22 protein-coding genes are annotated in these 16,518 nt (G+C 60.0%); 6 read left to right on the top strand and 16 right to left on the bottom strand.

Annotated elements, in window-relative coordinates; all coding sequences use genetic code 11:
- Positions 1 to 52: 52 nt before the first annotated feature.
- The 13 genes from virB11 to AB8B31_RS25395 are packed head-to-tail and all read right to left on the bottom strand — an operon-like array spanning position 53 to position 10,187.
- Entirely contained in the window at positions 53 to 1,084 is a 1,032-nt protein-coding gene (virB11, locus tag AB8B31_RS25455; protein WP_018245396.1) for a P-type DNA transfer ATPase VirB11, read from the bottom strand.
- Positions 1,085 to 1,090: 6 nt separating this feature from the next.
- Complete coding sequence (gene virB10 / locus AB8B31_RS25450) at positions 1,091 to 2,266, bottom strand: type IV secretion system protein VirB10 (RefSeq protein ID WP_018245397.1); 1,176 nt, start codon at positions 2,264 to 2,266, stop codon at positions 1,091 to 1,093.
- 9 nt (positions 2,267 to 2,275) lie between these two features.
- Positions 2,276 to 3,133, bottom strand: a complete 858-nt coding sequence (virB9, locus tag AB8B31_RS25445) for a P-type conjugative transfer protein VirB9 (RefSeq protein WP_018245398.1) — start codon at positions 3,131 to 3,133, stop codon at positions 2,276 to 2,278.
- The gene (locus tag AB8B31_RS25440) at positions 3,130 to 3,801 is read right to left on the bottom strand and encodes a virB8 family protein (protein WP_018245399.1); all 672 of its coding nucleotides are present in this window, start codon (positions 3,799 to 3,801) and stop codon (positions 3,130 to 3,132) included. The genes virB9 and AB8B31_RS25440 overlap by 4 nt, the downstream gene beginning before the upstream one ends.
- Position 3,802: 1 nt before the next feature.
- Positions 3,803 to 4,087 carry a hypothetical protein gene (locus AB8B31_RS25435; protein WP_018245400.1) on the bottom strand — a complete coding sequence of 95 codons (285 nt, stop codon included), beginning with the start codon at positions 4,085 to 4,087 and terminating at the stop codon, positions 3,803 to 3,805.
- Between the two features lie 52 nt (positions 4,088 to 4,139).
- On the bottom strand, positions 4,140 to 5,060 hold the full coding sequence (locus AB8B31_RS25430) for a type IV secretion system protein (protein WP_018245401.1): 921 nt from the start codon (positions 5,058 to 5,060) through the stop codon (positions 4,140 to 4,142).
- Between the two features lie 3 nt (positions 5,061 to 5,063).
- Complete coding sequence (locus tag AB8B31_RS25425) at positions 5,064 to 5,288, bottom strand: EexN family lipoprotein (protein ID WP_018245402.1); 225 nt, start codon at positions 5,286 to 5,288, stop codon at positions 5,064 to 5,066.
- Positions 5,285 to 5,983: a P-type DNA transfer protein VirB5 gene (virB5, locus tag AB8B31_RS25420; protein WP_018245403.1), complete on the bottom strand. Its 699-nt coding sequence runs from the start codon at positions 5,981 to 5,983 to the stop codon at positions 5,285 to 5,287. Before virB5 ends, AB8B31_RS25425 begins: the two co-directional genes overlap by 4 nt.
- A complete protein-coding gene (locus tag AB8B31_RS25415; RefSeq protein WP_018245404.1) occupies positions 5,983 to 8,349 on the bottom strand; it encodes a VirB4 family type IV secretion/conjugal transfer ATPase in 2,367 nt (788 codons plus the stop codon). Before AB8B31_RS25415 ends, virB5 begins: the two co-directional genes overlap by 1 nt.
- The gene (locus AB8B31_RS25410; protein WP_018245405.1) at positions 8,342 to 8,680 is read right to left on the bottom strand and encodes a type IV secretion system protein VirB3; all 339 of its coding nucleotides are present in this window, start codon (positions 8,678 to 8,680) and stop codon (positions 8,342 to 8,344) included. The genes AB8B31_RS25415 and AB8B31_RS25410 overlap by 8 nt, the downstream gene beginning before the upstream one ends.
- Positions 8,681 to 8,685: 5 nt before the next feature.
- Positions 8,686 to 8,985 carry a TrbC/VirB2 family protein gene (locus AB8B31_RS25405; protein ID WP_018245406.1) on the bottom strand — a complete coding sequence of 100 codons (300 nt, stop codon included), beginning with the start codon at positions 8,983 to 8,985 and terminating at the stop codon, positions 8,686 to 8,688.
- Positions 8,982 to 9,644, bottom strand: a complete 663-nt coding sequence (locus AB8B31_RS25400; RefSeq protein WP_018245407.1) for a lytic transglycosylase domain-containing protein — start codon at positions 9,642 to 9,644, stop codon at positions 8,982 to 8,984. The genes AB8B31_RS25405 and AB8B31_RS25400 overlap by 4 nt, the downstream gene beginning before the upstream one ends.
- 3 nt (positions 9,645 to 9,647) lie before the next feature.
- Positions 9,648 to 10,187: a hypothetical protein gene (locus AB8B31_RS25395; protein WP_018245408.1), complete on the bottom strand. Its 540-nt coding sequence runs from the start codon at positions 10,185 to 10,187 to the stop codon at positions 9,648 to 9,650.
- Between the two features lie 91 nt (positions 10,188 to 10,278).
- Between AB8B31_RS25395 and AB8B31_RS25390 the strand changes: the two genes are divergently transcribed.
- Together AB8B31_RS25390 and AB8B31_RS25385 are read left to right on the top strand one after the other, a co-directional pair.
- Positions 10,279 to 10,632 (top strand): hypothetical protein, encoded by a 354-nt coding sequence (locus tag AB8B31_RS25390; protein ID WP_018245409.1) that lies wholly within the window; start codon positions 10,279 to 10,281, stop codon positions 10,630 to 10,632.
- On the top strand, positions 10,633 to 10,788 hold the full coding sequence (locus AB8B31_RS25385; protein ID WP_155256966.1) for a hypothetical protein: 156 nt from the start codon (positions 10,633 to 10,635) through the stop codon (positions 10,786 to 10,788).
- A gap of 183 nt (positions 10,789 to 10,971) precedes the next feature.
- On the opposite strand, the gene AB8B31_RS25380 is transcribed toward AB8B31_RS25385, so the two are convergent.
- Both AB8B31_RS25380 and AB8B31_RS25375 read right to left on the bottom strand, forming a co-directional pair.
- Positions 10,972 to 11,217 carry a hypothetical protein gene (locus AB8B31_RS25380; protein ID WP_018245410.1) on the bottom strand — a complete coding sequence of 82 codons (246 nt, stop codon included), beginning with the start codon at positions 11,215 to 11,217 and terminating at the stop codon, positions 10,972 to 10,974.
- Positions 11,218 to 11,283: 66 nt separating this feature from the next.
- Positions 11,284 to 11,697: a hypothetical protein gene (locus AB8B31_RS25375; protein WP_018245411.1), complete on the bottom strand. Its 414-nt coding sequence runs from the start codon at positions 11,695 to 11,697 to the stop codon at positions 11,284 to 11,286.
- Between the two features lie 688 nt (positions 11,698 to 12,385).
- Between AB8B31_RS25375 and AB8B31_RS25370 the strand changes: the two genes are divergently transcribed.
- The 4 genes from AB8B31_RS25370 (at position 12,386) to AB8B31_RS25355 (ending at position 15,856) form a co-directional block, all read left to right on the top strand.
- Positions 12,386 to 13,747, top strand: coding sequence for a TadE/TadG family type IV pilus assembly protein (locus tag AB8B31_RS25370; RefSeq protein WP_026188666.1), 1,362 nt, complete (start codon positions 12,386 to 12,388; stop codon positions 13,745 to 13,747).
- A complete protein-coding gene (locus AB8B31_RS25365; RefSeq protein WP_018245413.1) occupies positions 13,744 to 14,274 on the top strand; it encodes a TadE/TadG family type IV pilus assembly protein in 531 nt (176 codons plus the stop codon). Before AB8B31_RS25370 ends, AB8B31_RS25365 begins: the two co-directional genes overlap by 4 nt.
- Position 14,275: 1 nt before the next feature.
- Positions 14,276 to 14,857, top strand: a complete 582-nt coding sequence (locus AB8B31_RS25360; protein ID WP_018245414.1) for a TadE/TadG family type IV pilus assembly protein — start codon at positions 14,276 to 14,278, stop codon at positions 14,855 to 14,857.
- Between the two features lie 216 nt (positions 14,858 to 15,073).
- Positions 15,074 to 15,856, top strand: coding sequence for a pyrroline-5-carboxylate reductase (locus tag AB8B31_RS25355; protein WP_018245415.1), 783 nt, complete (start codon positions 15,074 to 15,076; stop codon positions 15,854 to 15,856).
- On the opposite strand, the gene AB8B31_RS25350 is transcribed toward AB8B31_RS25355, so the two are convergent.
- Positions 15,853 to 16,401, bottom strand: coding sequence for a cupin domain-containing protein (locus AB8B31_RS25350; protein WP_018245416.1), 549 nt, complete (start codon positions 16,399 to 16,401; stop codon positions 15,853 to 15,855). The two genes, AB8B31_RS25355 and AB8B31_RS25350, sit on opposite strands and share 4 nt — an antisense overlap.
- Between the last annotated feature and the right edge of the window lie 117 nt (positions 16,402 to 16,518).

The raw sequence follows: 16,518 nt of genomic DNA, 5'->3' as shown, positions 1-16,518 counted from the left end.
TTCAAGAGTCCAGTTTGCTTCAGTCCTGGCGTGTGGGAAGGCGTCAGCAGTTTCAACGATCACTGCGAGCAACATCGACGGTCTTGGTTCCCGCGGCGGCCCGATAGTAGATTTCAGTCACCCGAAACCGGCCATCGATACGCTTGCATTGGACGATGACGTCGATTGCGATCTTCAGCATCTCGCGTATGTCGTCTCGCTCCAGATCTCTCCCGCCTTCGGATTCCTTCACCAGCAGTGTCAGCTGTTCGAAAGCAAGCCGGGCAGAATCGGCGTGCACGGTTGTGATCGAGCCCGGATGACCGGAGTTTACATTGCGAATGTAGTAGAACGCGGTGCCGTCGCGCAGTTCCTGCAGAAGAATGCGATCCGGTCGCATGCGCAGGCAGGATTCGAGCAGATCCTTTGCCCCGACCTTTGCCAGCCCTTGGCCACCCTTGGAGTAGAAGAGACGGACATGGTTCGGTTGCGGGATGACGAGCTCGGGCGTGTCTTCGATGGAGATGATGCGTTCGCTCGAAGGGATATGGCGGATCAACGCCTTCGAAAGCGTCGTCTTGCCGGAACCGGTTGCCCCGGAGATGATGATGTTCTTGCGCGCATAGACCGCTTCTCGAAGAAATGCCTGGTATGAGCCGGTTCGATGCAGATCCAGGAGCCTACGGTCGATTGCAGAAACGTCCGCGTCTTCCCTTGCCACCTCGGCGAACAAGCCGCCTTGATCAAGATCGTTCAGGCTCAGCGACACGGACGACGGCTTTCTGATCGTGATGCTGACAGTTCCCTTCGTCGTGGCAGGCGGGATGACGATCTGGATCCGCTCGTCGCCGGGCAGTGTGGCCGAGAGGATGGGCCGGGTTTCGTCGATTGCCTGGTTGGAGAAGCTCGCGACAGCCCGCGCCAGCCGCATGAGCTTATCGAACGACAGCTCTGGCAGATCGTGGGATTGCCAACCGGCTGTGCCCTCGGTGACCACCTGGGTCGGCCAATTGATGATGATTTCGTAAAGCGACTTGTCACCCAGGAAGGGCGACAGCGGCACCAGCAGCTCGCGCACGACACCGGAATCGGCTCCCTCTTTCATGGCGGTCTATTTCGTGACCAGGGTGGAGGCGCGGCTGAAGTCACCAAGAACCGCCCGATCGTAGATGCGGTTGCGCGGTTCGCTCACGCGAAGCCGATAGACGCTCGAAAAATCGAGATCACGCGCCACGAAGATCGAGACCAGCTCTCCTTGATGCTTCAACAGGGTCGGCGGAATATTGATCGACTGCTCGACGGCGATGGTCGCTGCCTGCTTGCCGGCGCTCGTCGTGTTGTCTGCCTCGACATCGCTATCCTGCAGCTGGCTGCTGGCGTAGGAAGTCGCGTCGCCGACGATCGACAACAGGATCGCGCTGCCGAAACGCTCCCACCAATGGGTATCGACGTAGCCGTCGACACCGGCACGCCCGAGGGCATCGGTTGCCGGCGACGCCAGCGTAATGATTACCCCCTTCGGCGTCTTTGCCCGGTTCCAGAGGACAAACAGGCGTTTCTGGCCACGGCGAAGGCCGCCGCGATATTCGCCGACGACCTGCGTGCCCTTCTCCATCAGCACGACGCGGCCATTGTCCGACAGGACGTCGCGGTTGATGACACAGCTCGTGAAGCCGGGTTGGTCGGAGGACAATGCCGTCTCCAGGACGCATGGAATGGAGGTGCCCATTGCAACGATGAAGTCGCGATTTCCGAGCGTGCCGGCGCGCGAGCCTTGCAACTGGGTCGGCGTCAACATCCGATTGAAGCGCTGGTCCTCGTTTTCCGCCTGGGCAGAGAGATTGCCCGGGTTGTTTCCCAGCGGCAGGTAGTTTGAGTTAGCGTCAGTGCTCGCATCTTCGTCCTGACGATGGGCCGGCGGTGATTTCTCGCCACCATAGGCGATGACCGGCGCACGGCGGGCGGCGTCGAGGAGCTTCTCATCCTCGCCCGTCTGCTCGGGCATGCCGGGCGTTGGCAGGAGGTTTTCCGGCGGCGCGGCGACCGGCTGGACCGGCTCCTTGGCCGGCTCGAAATCGGATGTCTGACGGATGACGACGCGCTCGGGCTGGACCCCGTCGGCGGGCTTCTCCTGCCCGCGCATCGACCAGAGCGCAAAGCCGACGAAAGCGACGATCGCCAGCGCCACCACGCCACGTCTCACCGCCGGATTGTTCTCGAGGCCCCTAGCCGTGCTCGTTTCGGCGCGCTCACCAGGAATGTGGGTGCTGTTGTCTTCCTCGGCCATGACGTCCTCCTATTGCCCTGTCGCAGCTTGCGTCTTCACGACGCGCTCGACAGAGGGTGAGGTCGTATTGGTATCGGGATTGATGCCGATACGATCATAGGCCTCGTTGAAGACGCAGAGGACGTCGCTTCCCCTGCGCAGGATGAATTTGCGGCTGATCGCGTGCACAAGCACCACGTTGTTCTCGACGGACTTCGGCACGAGGGTCTCGCTGCCGTCGGAATTTTCCATGTAGATCGCCGGCATTTCCTGGTTGCCTGCAAAGGCGAAGGTGGTGACCTTGCCATTGTCGTAGACCGCCTGCGGTTCCAATGCCGCGGAGCCTTGAGCCGAATAGCGCCAGTTGCGTGGCCCATAGGCTTCGTGAAGGGCAAGAACCTTGTCCGCTTCGCCGGCCTGAGCCGCTTGCGCGCGGGCAGCGGTCTCAAGTCTCCTGCGTTCGGCCTCGTCAGTGGGATAACGATACTTCACGTAAAAATAAGTGTTCTGCCCCGCCTCGACCGTGCCGTCGCGAACCGTCAGCTCCATCTGGTAGCTGCGTGTCGAGCCGTCCCGCCTTGTCGTCACAACCGAGATGTTCGTCACCGGCTGGTTTTCGCGGGGCTTCAGGAACAGGATGTTGCCGGCCGGCGCCACCTCCCATGCGACGCTGTTGCCGAGCGCCACATGGGCGATCTCCTCGTCGGCCGCGAACTCGATCTGCACCGAGGAGCGTAAGGTGCCGACGATCTTGGTGATGTTATAGGGCTGATAGTCGATGAAACGGACACGGCTATCCTGCGATGCGCCGCGCGGGATGTCGAGCGCGAACGCTGCCTGGGAAAAGCCGGCGGCCAGGGCCAGGGCGATCAGGGAACTCTGCTTCAATTGATGGCCTCCGGATCGGCGCGATAGTCGCTGACAGCAAAACCAAGCGGATTGGTCAGCCGGTCGGTCGAGGACATCGGCGCGTTGACATAGGAGAAGGTGAGCGTTGCAACCCAGTGGGTTGTCCGGACATCGTCACCGCGGGTGACCGTCCTGGTATAGCGCACCGACACGACATTGGCGTTGAGCAGCGAGATCGAGACGATGTTGACGCGTGACGTTGCGCTGCGCCCATAGATATTCTGCGGAGAGTCCGGATTGCCGCCGCGGTAGATCGCAGCAAAGCGCGTCTGTTCCGGCTGGGTCGAGAGGAGCGCGACGGTGCGAAAATTCTCCTCGGCCTCGCTCCAGACATAGGCTTCCCGGGCGCGCACATATTTGGCAGCGAAGTATTTGGTCACCGCCTCGTCATAGCTGCCGGCCGTCGAGGTCAGCGCCGAGACGACGTCGACGATGCCGGTCGAATTGTCGACCCGAACGACGAAAGGCTCGACCGTTTTCAAGGGCGTCAGCCCGGCAACGGCGAAGATCGAAGTGGCGGCAAGCACGCTGGCGGCGATCGCGATTGACCAGGCGATGCGCGCCGAGCGTTCTACCTGGACCAGCCGATCCTGATCGAAACGGCGCGCCTTGTCGAAATAGTCTTTCAGACTGTCCGTATTCACCATGTCACCGCCCCCGGCACGGCCGATAGGACCCCACGGCATCGAAATGCGCGAAGGCGGCAGGCTCCTCCGTCGGCGGCTCTTCGCTATAGGAAGTCGCCTGGCCGGCCGCCGTCGCCGGGACATTATCAGAGCCACTCTGCTTGGCAGGCTTGTCGTCCTCCCACTGCCACATGGCGCGGTTGAGCGGCCGGCGTGAATAGCCGTCGCATTTGGGCAAGGGGTGGGAGGCCGAAGCGCAGCCCGTGAGCTCCATGGCAATGAAAAGCGATAAGAAGATGCGGATCATTTGAACGTAAACCTCTGAAACGTTTTTCGTGGAGAAGTCATCATTCGGCTCCTCAGGATCTGAGGCGGCGGCTGACGGAACGGGCGCCTCGTCCAACCGCTCGGGCACCATGCGAGGCCGCCCAGGCAAGCGTGCCTTCGTGTGCGTCTCGGGCAGCACCATAGCCGTAGGTCAAAGACGCCCCGCCCGCCGCGAGCGCGGAGGCAATGCCTGGCAGCTGATAGAAGACGTAAAGGGCCGCAAGGCAGATGGCGCAAAGGGCGACCGGGCGCATCATGACGTCGGTATAGCTTTCGACCGCCGTGAAGGTCGTGTCGATACAGCTGATCAGCAGTGAACCGATTGCGACGACCAGGACCTGGAGAATGACGAAATTGACAAGCTGACCGATCCAGGATTCGGTGAAACGACGAGTGGACTGGAACATCGCAAGCGCGACGAAGATCGGGCCGATGGCCAGCACGATGGCAAGCGCCAGCCGGGCATAGAGCGAGACGATATAACCGATCGCCGCCACGGTGAAACTCGCGCCGATCGCCATCATCCCGCCGATGCCGGTGACGATGTCGGCCGGCCATGTGGCACGCGCCCAGATTTCCTTGGCGCATTTCTGGCCCTTGTCGAGCAGGCTGTCGAAAGTGGAGGCACTCGGCGCCGTTCCCGAGTTCAGCGCCTGTGAGATCTCGCGGGGCAGCGTCTCGAAGAAGATGTTGGTGACGTAGGTCTGATACTCGCTGGCGTTGCGCACCAGCATGACGATGATGGCAAGCTTCATCGCCCGAAACGCGAATTCGAGAATGGGCTCCTGGACCGAGCCGCGCAGGACAAGGTAGCCATAGAGCACGACGTAGAGCGTCAGCGCCGCAGTCAGCGGACCGCTGATCCAGCTGGCGATGTTCGACGTGCCCGACGAGATGAAATTCTCCAGAGGCGACTTGAACTGGCCATCGACGAAGCTGAAGACCTGGTACATGGCTCAGCCTCCAGGCGTAGTGCGGAGCCACAGCTTCCAGTGCGCCGCCTCCGCGTTCTGGCAATTCGGCGTCTGGCGGAGGGTGCCGGGGTTGTTGCGGCATTCACTTGTGATCTTCGCCAGCAGGGCCTCATCAGCCATCAGCTCGTCGACGGTATAAATCCTGTCTCCCTGGCCGAAGCAGCCGGAAAGGGTGAGTGTGAAGATGCCAAGAAGGAGAAGTTTCATTTAAGCGCCTCCCCCATGGCATCCAGGCGCTTTCGCCAGTCCTCGGCCTTGCGCTGGTCGTCGACCTGAACCTGTGCCTGCTGGACCATCTGGAGAGCCTGCATGCGCAGCACGTCGGTTTGCAGAAACGCGGTTTCGGCCTGCAGGCGTGCCTGAAGATCGGCGATATCCTTGGCATCCGCGGCAGCTGATATCTGCTGGCGCAGCTGATCGATGCCGTCGATACGCTTGGTGGCGGCATCGTAGATCTGCTGGCCGAGGCTCATCTGGCCGGCATTCTGGTTCTGGGCGCGCGCCAATTCCTGCGCATAGAAATCATTGGCGCTGGTGCGATAGGTGGAATTATCATCAAGGAATTTCGAGGCGGAATTGCCGAGGACACCGGTGCCATTGCCCTTGAGCAGCCCTTCGATGGCATTGAAATCCTGCGGCAATGCCTTGCGGATCGAGGGATCGTTCAGCAGCCCGGCGACATCGGCCATATTGGTGACCTTGTTCAGCGATGCGTAAAGTTGCTGAGCCTGCTGAAGCTGCTGATTGAGCGTGTCGAGCTGGGATTTCAGCTGGGTGATGCTCTCGATCTGCTTGGCGATCGCCGTCTCATCGATCACTGGAATGCCCTGTGCCGACACCGTTCCAACAGGCACGAGTGCCGCCATCAACACCAGAGCAAACCCTGTTTTGAGCCTTTCCATCAACCCGTCCTCCTTCTTTGCTGAAACAGCGGCAGCCAGTCTTCAAGACGGTCGCCAACCTGCGCCCGGATCGCCTCGGCAAGTTCGATGTTGGCTGTGCGGCCGGACAGAATATCGAGCTCCTCATCGAAACCCCTGAGGTTCAATTCGGCGACGACGCTGTTGTGACCCTGCTTGAGGATGAAGCGGCGGCTTTCGACCGAAAGCTCGCGGGAGACAAGCTCGAACTCGTGCTCCGTCAATTTGAACCCGTCGACGTAATCGCCATGGTCGCCGCGCGGGTTGGGAAGGAAGATCTGCGTCGGGCACTGCTCGATGATCGTGTGGGCAATAGGCGAGACGATCGCATCGCGCGGGCTTTGGGTCGCAAACAACATCAGCCCGTTCTGTTTGCGGATCGTCTTCAACTTGTTCTGCGCGAGATCGCGAAAGCCCTCGTCCTGCAAAGCCTTCCAGAACTCGTCAATGACGATGATGATCCGACGCCCGTCGATCAGCTGCTCGATGCGGAAGAACAGATAGGCCATCAACGGGGTGCGGATTTCCTCATTGTCGAGAAAGTCGGTCATGTCGTAGCCAATGAACTTGGCGCCGATCCCGATGTCGTCGCTCTCATTGTCGAACACCCAGCCGAGCGGTCCTCCCCTCTCCCAACGCCTGAGCCTTGAGGCAATGCCTTCGGGATCGGTGTTGTTGAGGAAGGTGCGCAAGGCGCCGATGGAGCGCCTGTCCACCGGCAGGTCCGCCAGGCCATCGATGGCAGAGGCGATGTCGCGCAGCTCCAAGACCGTGAGTTCGCGCTTCGCCGACCCGACCAGCTGGCCGACCCAGCGGGCGAGGAAAACTCTGTTCTCAGGCGTCAGTTCAAGTGCCTTCAACGGCGCGCAGCCGGTGGCAACGCCGTTTCGAAGCGGCAGGTAGGTGCCGCCTGCTGCCCGCACGAAGAGGTCGGCTCCGCGGTCCTTGTCGAAGAAGACCATGTGGGGATCATGTTTTTCGAGTTGGGAGAGCATGAAGTTCAAGAGCACCGTCTTGCCGGAGCCGGACGGGCCGCAGACGAAGGTGTTGCCGAGGTCGCTATGATGAAAATTGAAATAGAAGGGCGAGCCGGAAGCAGTCTTCAGCATGGCGACGGCCGGTCCCCATTCATTGCCGTCTTTCTTGCCGGTGGGGTAGGAATGATAGGGGGCGAGCGCTGCAAAATTTCGCGACGTGACGGCGCCCGATCTTGCGCGATAGCGGAAATTGCCCGGCAATTGCCCCCACCATGCCGCCTCGAGCCCAAGATCCTCGCGGGCGACGACCGCCCCGCCGTTGGTGAGATAGGCGCGTGCTTTCGCCATGTGGTCGGCAAGCTCCTTCACCGAAGGCGCAAAGACCGACAGCGCCAGATGGTGCTCTCCAAGGACAAAGCGGTTCGACTCCAGCTCGTCCATGGCATCGCCAAGCTCTTCGATCTGCGACGCCGCCTTGTCGCCAGCGCTGACCATCTGGTTTTGTTTGCGACCCATGATCGTGCGCGCATCGGCTTTCGAGACGAAGGCAAAAGACTGCGTCAGGATGAGCTCGAACGGCGCCGTCAGGATGCCGTCGAGCATTCCGCTGCGGGTCGTCGCCGGATATTCCTTGAACCCGAATAGGCCGGCATAGCGGCTTTCGGCCTCATGACGGATCTCGATCGTCTCACGCCCGAAGATCACCCGATCCGAATAGATCGCCGAGGATATCCGGCCCTCCGTCAGCGGAACGCGCTCCCGCCGGCCGCCGACGATCTGATGCAGGACCTCGCTCGGCTCGGAGAAGAGAATGTCGTCCTGCTCGTAGAGGGAGAGCACCCGGGGCTCGAAGCGTTTCAGCCCGGCGGTCACGTCGGATAGCTTGTCGCGGAGATGCTTCAAGGCATCTTCGTCGAGTTCGATGCCGGCGCGGCGCGCCCTGCGCAGGCGTGAAAGCAGCCTGGCTGCTGCTTCGGCGGGATCCCGGCCCGGATGCCAGACCAGCGAGAGGTAAAGATCGTTTCGAAACAGATCCTCCGCGACCATGCGGTCGCGGTAGCGCGCATTCAGCCCTTGCGAGAAAGAATTGGCGAACTCTCCCTCCGGATAGGTGTTGTCGCGACGACGAATGACATGCGTCCAGAGCGCCAGGCGCTCATCGGCGATGTTGCGGTAGAGCGTATTGAGATCGCGGTGCAGACTGTTGAGATCCAGGACATCGGCGGTCTCGAACGATATGCCTTCGAGCGCGAGCATCACCATCAGCGCCCTGGATTCGAGGGCAATCATCGTCTCATCGACATGACGGACGTGCGGAATGAAGGTCTCGGGCCCGAGTTCGCGCGAGCGAAGCGTTGCGATGCTAGGCAAGGCTCAGATCCTTTTCGTCATAGCGCCTGATGAGCGTCAGGGGCGAGAGGGTCGCGCCGCCCCAAAAGGCGGCGTTGCGCGACCGGCCGCGGGTCTCGATCCACGAGATCAGGATGCGGAACATGTTGTGGTCGTGCTTGACGAGTGTTCGGAATATGAAATGGAAGACGACGCCGACAAGCGCGTAGGCGATCGATCCGGCGGTGATGTAAAGGATCGTCGTCAGCATGACGTTCAAGCCCATCGCCTCCATCGTCACGCCGGCGATCATCGCCGGGCGGGTACAGGCAAGGAACAGGGTGTCCTCCTCAATCGCGGCGGTGGTCGGCATGATGATCAGCTTCCGACGATCGTATTGACGAGTTCCGTCGCCCCGAAAATCCCGCCGATGCCGATGATCCAGAAGCCGGCGCGGCGCAGATCCATGTAGCCGAACATCCAGGCGATGCAGATGATGATGACGGCGATGACCGCGAGCAACCGAGCGATGTTGCCGGTCAGCATGTCGACGATATTCTGCAGGACGGTTTCGACGCCGGCTGCCTGGGCAAAGGCAGGCTCCACCAGGCAGGCGACGATGGCTGCGGCCATCAGGAGAGGGGCCGCCACAGGGCGAAGGTTTGCTTTCGAGATCATTGGCTTTGCTCCGATCGAGTTTTTTGAAACACGAGAACCTGGGATGAGCGCCGGGCGTTGAAGACGTCCCACGATGCGGCTTCACCGGATTGGGGAGGGAATTGTTCGACCGCGGACGCCTCCCGGCTGGGTGACGGCTCGGCGCGAAGCGCTTCGTCACGCAGCTCGACGATGGTGAGAGACCCCAGGCTGGCAGGCAGTCGCCCCATTTCCTGGCGGACCTGCTCGTCATATCTGACCATCTTGCCAACCGACGGATCGTCATGCCCGTAATAGGACTGAAGCATCACTGTTTCGGCCTGCTTCGCATCGGCGCCGAAACGCAAGGCAAGGCGATAATAGCCGTCGAGCAGGGTGGCCGTCGCCTTGAGGTTCACACAGGGATCGAACGCATCCGAAATCGATAGCTTGAGCCTGCGCAGTTCCGCCTCGCCAATGCCGCCAAGACCGATCTGAATGTCCTGACGATTGGCAACGAGGGAGGTCGCGAGTTCAATTGCCTCAGCCTTTGATGCGGGTTGACGCTCTAGCGGCGGGCCGCTGTTGATGCGAATGGCGAAAGGCTTGAAACCACTTTCGAGACTGATGACGGCGGCGAGCGTCCTGACCTCCACCATGGGCGCGCAATCCTGGGCGAGATCCATGAAAGTGACGGCCATCGATCAGTACCAGACCCGTTGCGTCGCCATCCCATCGATCGTCACGTCGACATAGTGGGGCTGCGCTCTCACCTTCGGGCGGGCCGTCGGATAGCCCATGCATCGGCGCCCACCATCCGACCGTTGCCATCGCGGGGACAAAACCGAGCCGTCGCCGGAACTGCGGCTCTCACCGACATCGTGGCATAACGCGTCGCTCACTGGCTGGAGGGCCGCCGACACGCAGATGGTTTCTTGCCCGCGCGGACCATAATCGGTCTTCACCCGGTATCCGGTTTCGCAGTAATAGGGCTCATAGCCCGGGCGCGAACTGTGGAAGGTGGCGCCGCTGCATGCCGGGAAGGAATGCCCCTCGGCAAGCTCACGCCACAGTTTCTGGATCGACGGCCGGCATGCCGCGAACTGCGTTGGGCCTCCGGGGTTGGAAAGGCACAGGATAACCTCGCAGCCCCACTCATTTGCTTGCGCCTTGCCAGGTGAAGTAAGGTAGGGTGGCGCCAGGCAGCAGGCCGCGACGACCGAGTTGACGAGAAGGTTTTTCATGAGCACGACCCTCCAGAGGACATTCGGTTGCGGAAGAGGTGGCTTGCCTGTACAACAATCTATACTGATTTATATAACACAGTAAAACGGCATGACAAGAGCACTCGAAACCCAATGGCGCAATCTGGCTTTCTCAGGTCTCATCCTGCACGAAATCCTCGATCATCCCCTCGAAGACGAGACACCTCAGGCAAGGCTGAAACAGGTCGGCATGATGACTGTCCTCTACAGCATGAACCAGGCACACCAGAAGTTAACCCTTTCCAGTATCATGGAAATTACCGCTCTGACACGCACCGGCGTCAAGGAGACGGTCGATCTCTTGGTGAAACGGGGGATGCTCGACGAGACGATCGTGAAGAACTCGATGGGTCGTGGAACAGCACGCCAGTTCGAGATTTCACAAGCGCTCCTGGAGAAACTGAGCTCATTCGGAGCCGGATGAATGACCGATTTAAGTGACGATTTTTGTCGTCTAAAGTCCGTCGCTCAAGATATCGGTGCAACGCCTGCAGCGACCCATGGTGGCGGTCGATCGATGCCAGCTGAAGAATGGAAGGCGATGGATCATCCCTTTCCTGCCGAGGATGACACCGTTTGATCGGATGGCAATCCAGCCATCTCAGGCGCCGTCTTCCTCATAAAGGGAAAGAATCCTGCCGTTGGGGAGGCGTTCCAATTGCATAAAGGCGGCGCCCGACTGAACAGAAAAACGAAGGCTTGCGGGGGCACCTCACCCGCGTGAGGCGCGCCTGTTCCTGCCCTCATCCGAGGGGTTCAACCCTCAGTGGATCGTCCAATTCACCATGGCGTAGCGGGCAATTTCTGGCCGAAGCTCGAAGGTCCGTCGCAGAAGCCGGGCAGCCTCGTCCATGACAAAGACGACGTCCGTCAACTTTTCGATTTCAACGTGAAGCCGATAGGCTTCGACCTCGTCGAGTCCTGCTCCCAGAAGTCGCCTCGCCGCATCGATCACGCGTTCGGTGCGATCAACGACCTCGAGACTATTCTTGATGATCATGTCGAGCATGCGTTTTCCCCTCGCTTGCAGGTCAAGCGTGGCGGAGAATCACCTTATTCGCAATCCCGAAACGACCTAGATCCGATCTCGTACCCTGTCGTAAAGATCGCGCATCTCATCGAGCACGCGGTCGTAACGCGAGCGGGGCGGCGCCGAGCGGGACCCTCCTATTGCGAAGGCGATCGCCCCGACGGCGGCTGCGACCGCAATCATCGTCGAAACAGGATACAAATTCACCGTCGCCTCTGTCTGCCTGGCAGCTTTCCGCGCGCCACTCTTGATAGACTGGGCAGCATCCGACACCTGCTTCTGCAACGTTTCGAGCTGCTTGCGAACGGCTGCGAATTCTTCGCCAGGATCATAAGCGGGCTGGACAGCGGCCCCGACTTCTCCCGTCGCAGTATTCACGATGCCCTTTGGTACCGGGCTGCCGATTTTCGGGCCGGCGGCTTCGAGGGTAGCAGATTTAGGGGACTTGCGAGGTGGCATGGTTGTCCTCCTTACATTTGGTTCTCGGGTAAAAATGGAGTTGCGCCCTAGGAGGGCAAGCCCTTTGCAAAAGTGTCCAACGAAGCGAGCGTTACGTGAGCTTCCCGACCAGTTCGGCGTAGTCTGAGAAAGTGAACTGTTGCCGCGCTGGGCGGCTTCATTGGCCAGTAACAGGAGGCACGATGGCAACCACGAAAACTCCCAACGAACTTTTCCTTGATATCTGAAGCCCATCTATTTCGCGGAAATCAAATCCTGAAGGTCCTACCGAAGACGGCGCACCGCCCTGTCGGAAGAGGGCAAGGCAGGCTTCCTGCTGCAGCGCGACGAAACCCACGGCCTGATCGAAGGTCTTGTGCAGGTCTTCAGCCCGAGAAAGAGCAGAAAACTGCCGCCAAAGCGCTGATCTCCATGATTGGATAGCTCATTCTGTCGAACGAAACCGCCAGGTCGCGGATGGCGCCGGGCGTGTCCCCGCTTCCGGCTTCACTCACGCATGCGGATCCCCGCAATCATGAATGAGAGAGATGTCATTCCACGGCTATCCAAAATTCGCAAACATATACAATTTGCGCACGAAACAGTGCTTTTGCGGTCTGCATTCCATCGGAAAACGCAGGAATTAACAAAGACTTAAGCAATTTTGATACTTCTTGCACATTAGTATGACTTATTGACGGTGGTCTTTTTGCGCTCGGATCTTTCATATTCAGTTGATCGGGTCTTCAAAACCCTTCGCGGTCTCGGAAGGGACAGGGGCGGCAATGTCGCGATCGTCGTTGCCCTCACCCTGGTGCCGATGATCGTCGCAGTCGGCGCGAGCTTTGACTACATTCGTACCTACAATGTCCGCCAGAGGATGCAGAGCGACCTGGACACGGCCTTGATCGCCGCAGTCAAAGAGATCGATACCGACGACGCCGTCGCTCTCAAGCAAAAGGTTTCCGACTGGTTCCACGCGCAGGTCGAAAACAGCTATACGCTTGGCGACATCGACATCGATACGTCAAACCATAAGATCACGGCGACGGCCAGCGGCACGGTTCCGACGACGCTGATGAAGATCGCCAACATCGACACCGTTGACGTCAGCGTGGCAAGCGCCGTCAAGGGGCCGGCCACCTCCTATCTCAATGTCTACATCGTCATCGACACATCGCCGTCGATGCTTCTAGCAGCAACAACGGCCGGCCAGTCGACCATGTATTCCGGCATCGGCTGCCAGTTCGCCTGCCACACGGGCGATGCGCACAAAATCGGCAACAAGACATACAACAACAACTATGAATACAGCACGGCCAAGAGCATAAAGCTGCGCGCCGATGTCGCCGGCGATGCCGTCAAGGACGTGCTTGCCCTGATCGACACCTCAGACAGCAACCATCAACGGATCAAGGTCGGACTATATAGCCTCGGCGATACGCTCACAGAAGTTCTCGCCCCGACGCTGAGCACGGACACGGCGCGCAACCGGCTCACAACCTCAAGCTACGGCCTCACAAGCGCGACCTCGAAGGCAGCCACCTATTTTGACGTGTCGCTTGCAACGCTCAAACAGAAGGTCGGGACCGGCGGGGACGGAACCTCCTCAAACTCGCCGCTCAAGCTGGTTCTCTTGCTGACGGACGGCGTTCAATCGCAGCGCGAATGGGTGACCGACAAGGTGACATGGAAGAACGGGCAGGCGACGTATGGGGCATACTGGAACAAGGTGGCGCCTCTCAATCCGGACTGGTGCGCCTACGTCAAAAACCAGTCCGCCACCATGGCGGTTCTCTACACCGAATACCTGCCGCTCACTTCGGATTGGGGCTACAACGCAACCGTCGGCTCGACCATGGCAAGCGCCAACTGGAAGGGCACCTATGGTGGTACCATGCAAAGCGGCGTGTCGACCAGCATCACCAGGCGCGACTACATCCCCTATGCGCTTTCCGACTGCGCATCGTCCAAGAGCTTGTTCCTCTCAGCCTCGTCGTCGGCCGAGATCACGGCAGGCCTGTCGGCGCTATTCACCCAATATCTCGCATCCGTCCGGCTGACCCAATGAGACGAGGGAAACGCTTCGCATCGTTGCGCCGGCTGCTTGGCGATCGCAAAGGGGTCGCTGCGATCGAATTTGCGATCCTGGCTCTGCCGCTCTTCATCATGATTTTCGGCATTATCGAAGTGTCGCTGATGTTCTTCGTCAATTCGGCGCTGGACGCTTCGGTTCACAAGATCTCCCGGATGATCCGCACCGGCGAGGTTGCATCTTCGAAGATTACGCTGGCCGATTTCAAAGCCAGGATTTGCAACGACATGCTTCTCTCGTTCAGCTGCTCCAGCGGTCTCCTGGTCAAGGTGATCGTGCTTTCCGACCTCTCGTCCGCCGCCAGCACGGATCCCATCGATGACAGCGGCAATCTCACTGTGACCGAGACCTATGATATCGGCAAGGGCAGCGACTACATCCTGGTTCAGACGTTCCTGCCATGGACAGCCGTCGTCAATTTCTTCAGCCTGTCGAGCGCCAAGCTTTCCGACGGCCGCTACCTACTCGGATCTTCCGTTCTCTTCCGCAACGAGCCTTTCTGACATGATGAAACGGAGCCAGTCCCTTTTCCGCCTCGCCCAATCCCGCGCCCGTCATCTCATGCGCGACCGGTCGGCGGCTTCGGGCGTGGAATTCGCGCTGGTCCTGCCGATCCTGGTGATGCTGCTGTTCGGCACCGTCGATCTCGGCCATGCGCTCACGGTCAGCCGAAAGATAGACGAGATCGCCTCTTCCACAGGCGATATGATTTCACAGCAGGGCTCCTGGACGAAGTCCGATGTCGCCAAACTTCTCTCCGGCGCCAGCTTCATCCTGCAGCCCTATGAGACGACAGGGCTCACGATCACCGTCGCGGTGGACGATATTGCCAAGAGCGGCAGCGCCACGGTCAACTGGTCTGCAGCACTCAACACCTCCGCACTGAACTCCGGCACGGCGAGCACGATCGAGGTCCCTTCGGAGATCCAGGATGACGGCGTACAGGTGGTGCTGACCAGGGTGCAGTACACATTGACGACGCCGGTCTCGGCGTTCTTTTCAAACTTCACCGGGCAGAATGGCTACAGCTTCGATCGCCATTACTTCAATCGCCCGAGGGTCGGCGACAAGATCACTTACAAGTAAGCTCCAGAGTCTGTCGGATTTCGTCCTCTGCGGGCCGATCGTTCCCAACAGTCCGCCATACAGCTACGGCGGACGGCATTGACCCAAAGCTTGCTGGGTGCATAGTCGCGGGGGAGTTGGGTGAAGACGGCAACCGCTGCCTTCGTCGTGTTGGAGGCTATCTGGTTTGGCGCGGTGATGTCGCGTAGGGCCGGCTGCGGGCTGCGGAGCAATCAAATGAAAATCGACCGTATTGGATTCGTCGGCACCGGCGCGATTACCGAAGCGATGGTTCGCGGGCTTCTCACTGAGCCGGCCTATGCATCCGAGATTCACGTGTCTCCACGCAGCGCTCACATCGCCGCGACGTTGGCTGACGAATTCGCCGCCGTGAGAATTGCCAAGGACAATCAGGACGTCGTCGAGCGCAGCGACATGGTATTCCTGGCGATACGGCCGCAGGTCGCCGAGGAGGTCGTGCGCGCGCTATCGTTCAGGGATGGCCAAATGGTCGTCAGCCTCGTTGCGGCAACGGAGCGCCAGGCCCTCTCCGAATGGATCGGCGCCGACGTGCATCTCGTGCAGGCGATACCCCTGCCCTTCGTCGCCGGCCGGCAAGGCGTCACGGCCATCTATCCGCCCGATACCGCCGTCGCAGCGCTTTTCGATGCGCTCGGAACGGCTGTCCAATGCCAGTCGAGGAAGGAATATGATCTTCTCGCGGCAGCGAGCGCAATGATGTCGACCTATTTCGGCATCATGGAGCAGGTTGCCGTCTGGCTGGAAAGAAGCGGCCTCGAAAAGGCGAAGGGACAGGCCTACATTGCCCCGCTCTTTGCAAGCCTGGCGCAGAAAGCGAACAGCCCCGGCAACGAACCGTTCAGCGCGCTGAGCCGCGAATTTGCGACCAAGGGCGGACTTAACGAGCAGGTTTACTCAGACTTCGAGAAGAAGGGCGGCCTTGCCGCCCTGACCGCTGCACTCGACGGAGTACTTGCCCGGATCGAGGGCAGGAACTAGAACGTCGGCGGCGTGCAGGCGCTGATGACCTCGCAGGGCACCGGCCCGACACAGCGGAAGCGGTGCGGGCGCCTGCTTTCGAAATAGTAGGCGTCACCCGGCCCGAGGATCCGCCGCTCGTCATCGACCGTCACCTCGAGCCTTCCCGAGAGCACGATCCCGCCTTCTTCGCCCTCGTGAACAAGGGGAACCTTTCCAGTGTCGGCGCCCGGCTGGTAACATTCCTTGAGGATTTGCAAGCTGCGTCCGAACAGGTTTTCCCCAACCTGCCTGTAGGAGATTGCGCCCTTGCCGATCTCCACCAGCTCCTCGGCGGCATAGAAGGCCTTCCTTGGACGCTCGGGCTCGAAGGCGAAGAATTCCGCCAGACCGATGGGGATGCCGTCCAGAATTCGCTTCAGGGCTCCGACCGAGGGATTGGAGGCGTTCGATTCGATCAGCGAGATCGTCGAATTGGGCACTCCGGTGCGCTTGGCGAGCTCACGCTGGGAAAGCTTATGGGCGATGCGGAGATGGCGAAGACGGTTGCCGATATCGACTGACATGATGCGGTTCGTTTGTGTTGTCCAGAATATCCAAAATTATATCTTTACATCCTTTGAATTTCAACAGTTTGCGCCGACAAAGAAAAGGACTTGTTTGAAAGGGAGAAATTGCCATTC

Source organism: Rhizobium sp. 62_C5_N11_2, from assembly GCF_051811185.1.
GTDB lineage: Bacteria > Pseudomonadota > Alphaproteobacteria > Rhizobiales > Rhizobiaceae > Rhizobium > Rhizobium leguminosarum.
The sequence above is the reverse complement of the archived record's forward strand: the minus strand, read 5'-3'. Positions and strand labels throughout refer to the sequence as shown.

What these genes read in the sequence shown, in the direction of transcription:
- virB11 (WP_018245396.1), bottom strand. Translation starts at nt 1,084, where the DNA reads ATGAAAGAGGGAGCCGATTCCGGTGTCGTGCGCGAGCTGCTGGTGCCG.
- virB10 (WP_018245397.1), bottom strand. Translation starts at nt 2,266, where the DNA reads ATGGCCGAGGAAGACAACAGCACCCACATTCCTGGTGAGCGCGCCGAA.
- AB8B31_RS25440 (WP_018245399.1), bottom strand. Translation starts at nt 3,801, where the DNA reads ATGGTGAATACGGACAGTCTGAAAGACTATTTCGACAAGGCGCGCCGT.
- AB8B31_RS25435 (WP_018245400.1), bottom strand. Translation starts at nt 4,087, where the DNA reads ATGATCCGCATCTTCTTATCGCTTTTCATTGCCATGGAGCTCACGGGC.
- AB8B31_RS25430 (WP_018245401.1), bottom strand. Translation starts at nt 5,060, where the DNA reads ATGTACCAGGTCTTCAGCTTCGTCGATGGCCAGTTCAAGTCGCCTCTG.
- AB8B31_RS25425 (WP_018245402.1), bottom strand. Translation starts at nt 5,288, where the DNA reads ATGAAACTTCTCCTTCTTGGCATCTTCACACTCACCCTTTCCGGCTGC.
- virB5 (WP_018245403.1), bottom strand. Translation starts at nt 5,983, where the DNA reads ATGGAAAGGCTCAAAACAGGGTTTGCTCTGGTGTTGATGGCGGCACTC.
- AB8B31_RS25410 (WP_018245405.1), bottom strand. Translation starts at nt 8,680, where the DNA reads ATGCCGACCACCGCCGCGATTGAGGAGGACACCCTGTTCCTTGCCTGT.
- AB8B31_RS25405 (WP_018245406.1), bottom strand. Translation starts at nt 8,985, where the DNA reads ATGATCTCGAAAGCAAACCTTCGCCCTGTGGCGGCCCCTCTCCTGATG.
- AB8B31_RS25400 (WP_018245407.1), bottom strand. Translation starts at nt 9,644, where the DNA reads ATGGCCGTCACTTTCATGGATCTCGCCCAGGATTGCGCGCCCATGGTG.
- AB8B31_RS25395 (WP_018245408.1), bottom strand. Translation starts at nt 10,187, where the DNA reads ATGAAAAACCTTCTCGTCAACTCGGTCGTCGCGGCCTGCTGCCTGGCG.
- AB8B31_RS25390 (WP_018245409.1), top strand. Translation starts at nt 10,279, where the DNA reads ATGACAAGAGCACTCGAAACCCAATGGCGCAATCTGGCTTTCTCAGGT.
- AB8B31_RS25385 (WP_155256966.1), top strand. Translation starts at nt 10,633, where the DNA reads ATGACCGATTTAAGTGACGATTTTTGTCGTCTAAAGTCCGTCGCTCAA.
- AB8B31_RS25380 (WP_018245410.1), bottom strand. Translation starts at nt 11,217, where the DNA reads ATGCTCGACATGATCATCAAGAATAGTCTCGAGGTCGTTGATCGCACC.
- AB8B31_RS25375 (WP_018245411.1), bottom strand. Translation starts at nt 11,697, where the DNA reads ATGCCACCTCGCAAGTCCCCTAAATCTGCTACCCTCGAAGCCGCCGGC.
- AB8B31_RS25365 (WP_018245413.1), top strand. Translation starts at nt 13,744, where the DNA reads ATGAGACGAGGGAAACGCTTCGCATCGTTGCGCCGGCTGCTTGGCGAT.
- AB8B31_RS25360 (WP_018245414.1), top strand. Translation starts at nt 14,276, where the DNA reads ATGATGAAACGGAGCCAGTCCCTTTTCCGCCTCGCCCAATCCCGCGCC.
- AB8B31_RS25355 (WP_018245415.1), top strand. Translation starts at nt 15,074, where the DNA reads ATGAAAATCGACCGTATTGGATTCGTCGGCACCGGCGCGATTACCGAA.
- AB8B31_RS25350 (WP_018245416.1), bottom strand. Translation starts at nt 16,401, where the DNA reads ATGTCAGTCGATATCGGCAACCGTCTTCGCCATCTCCGCATCGCCCAT.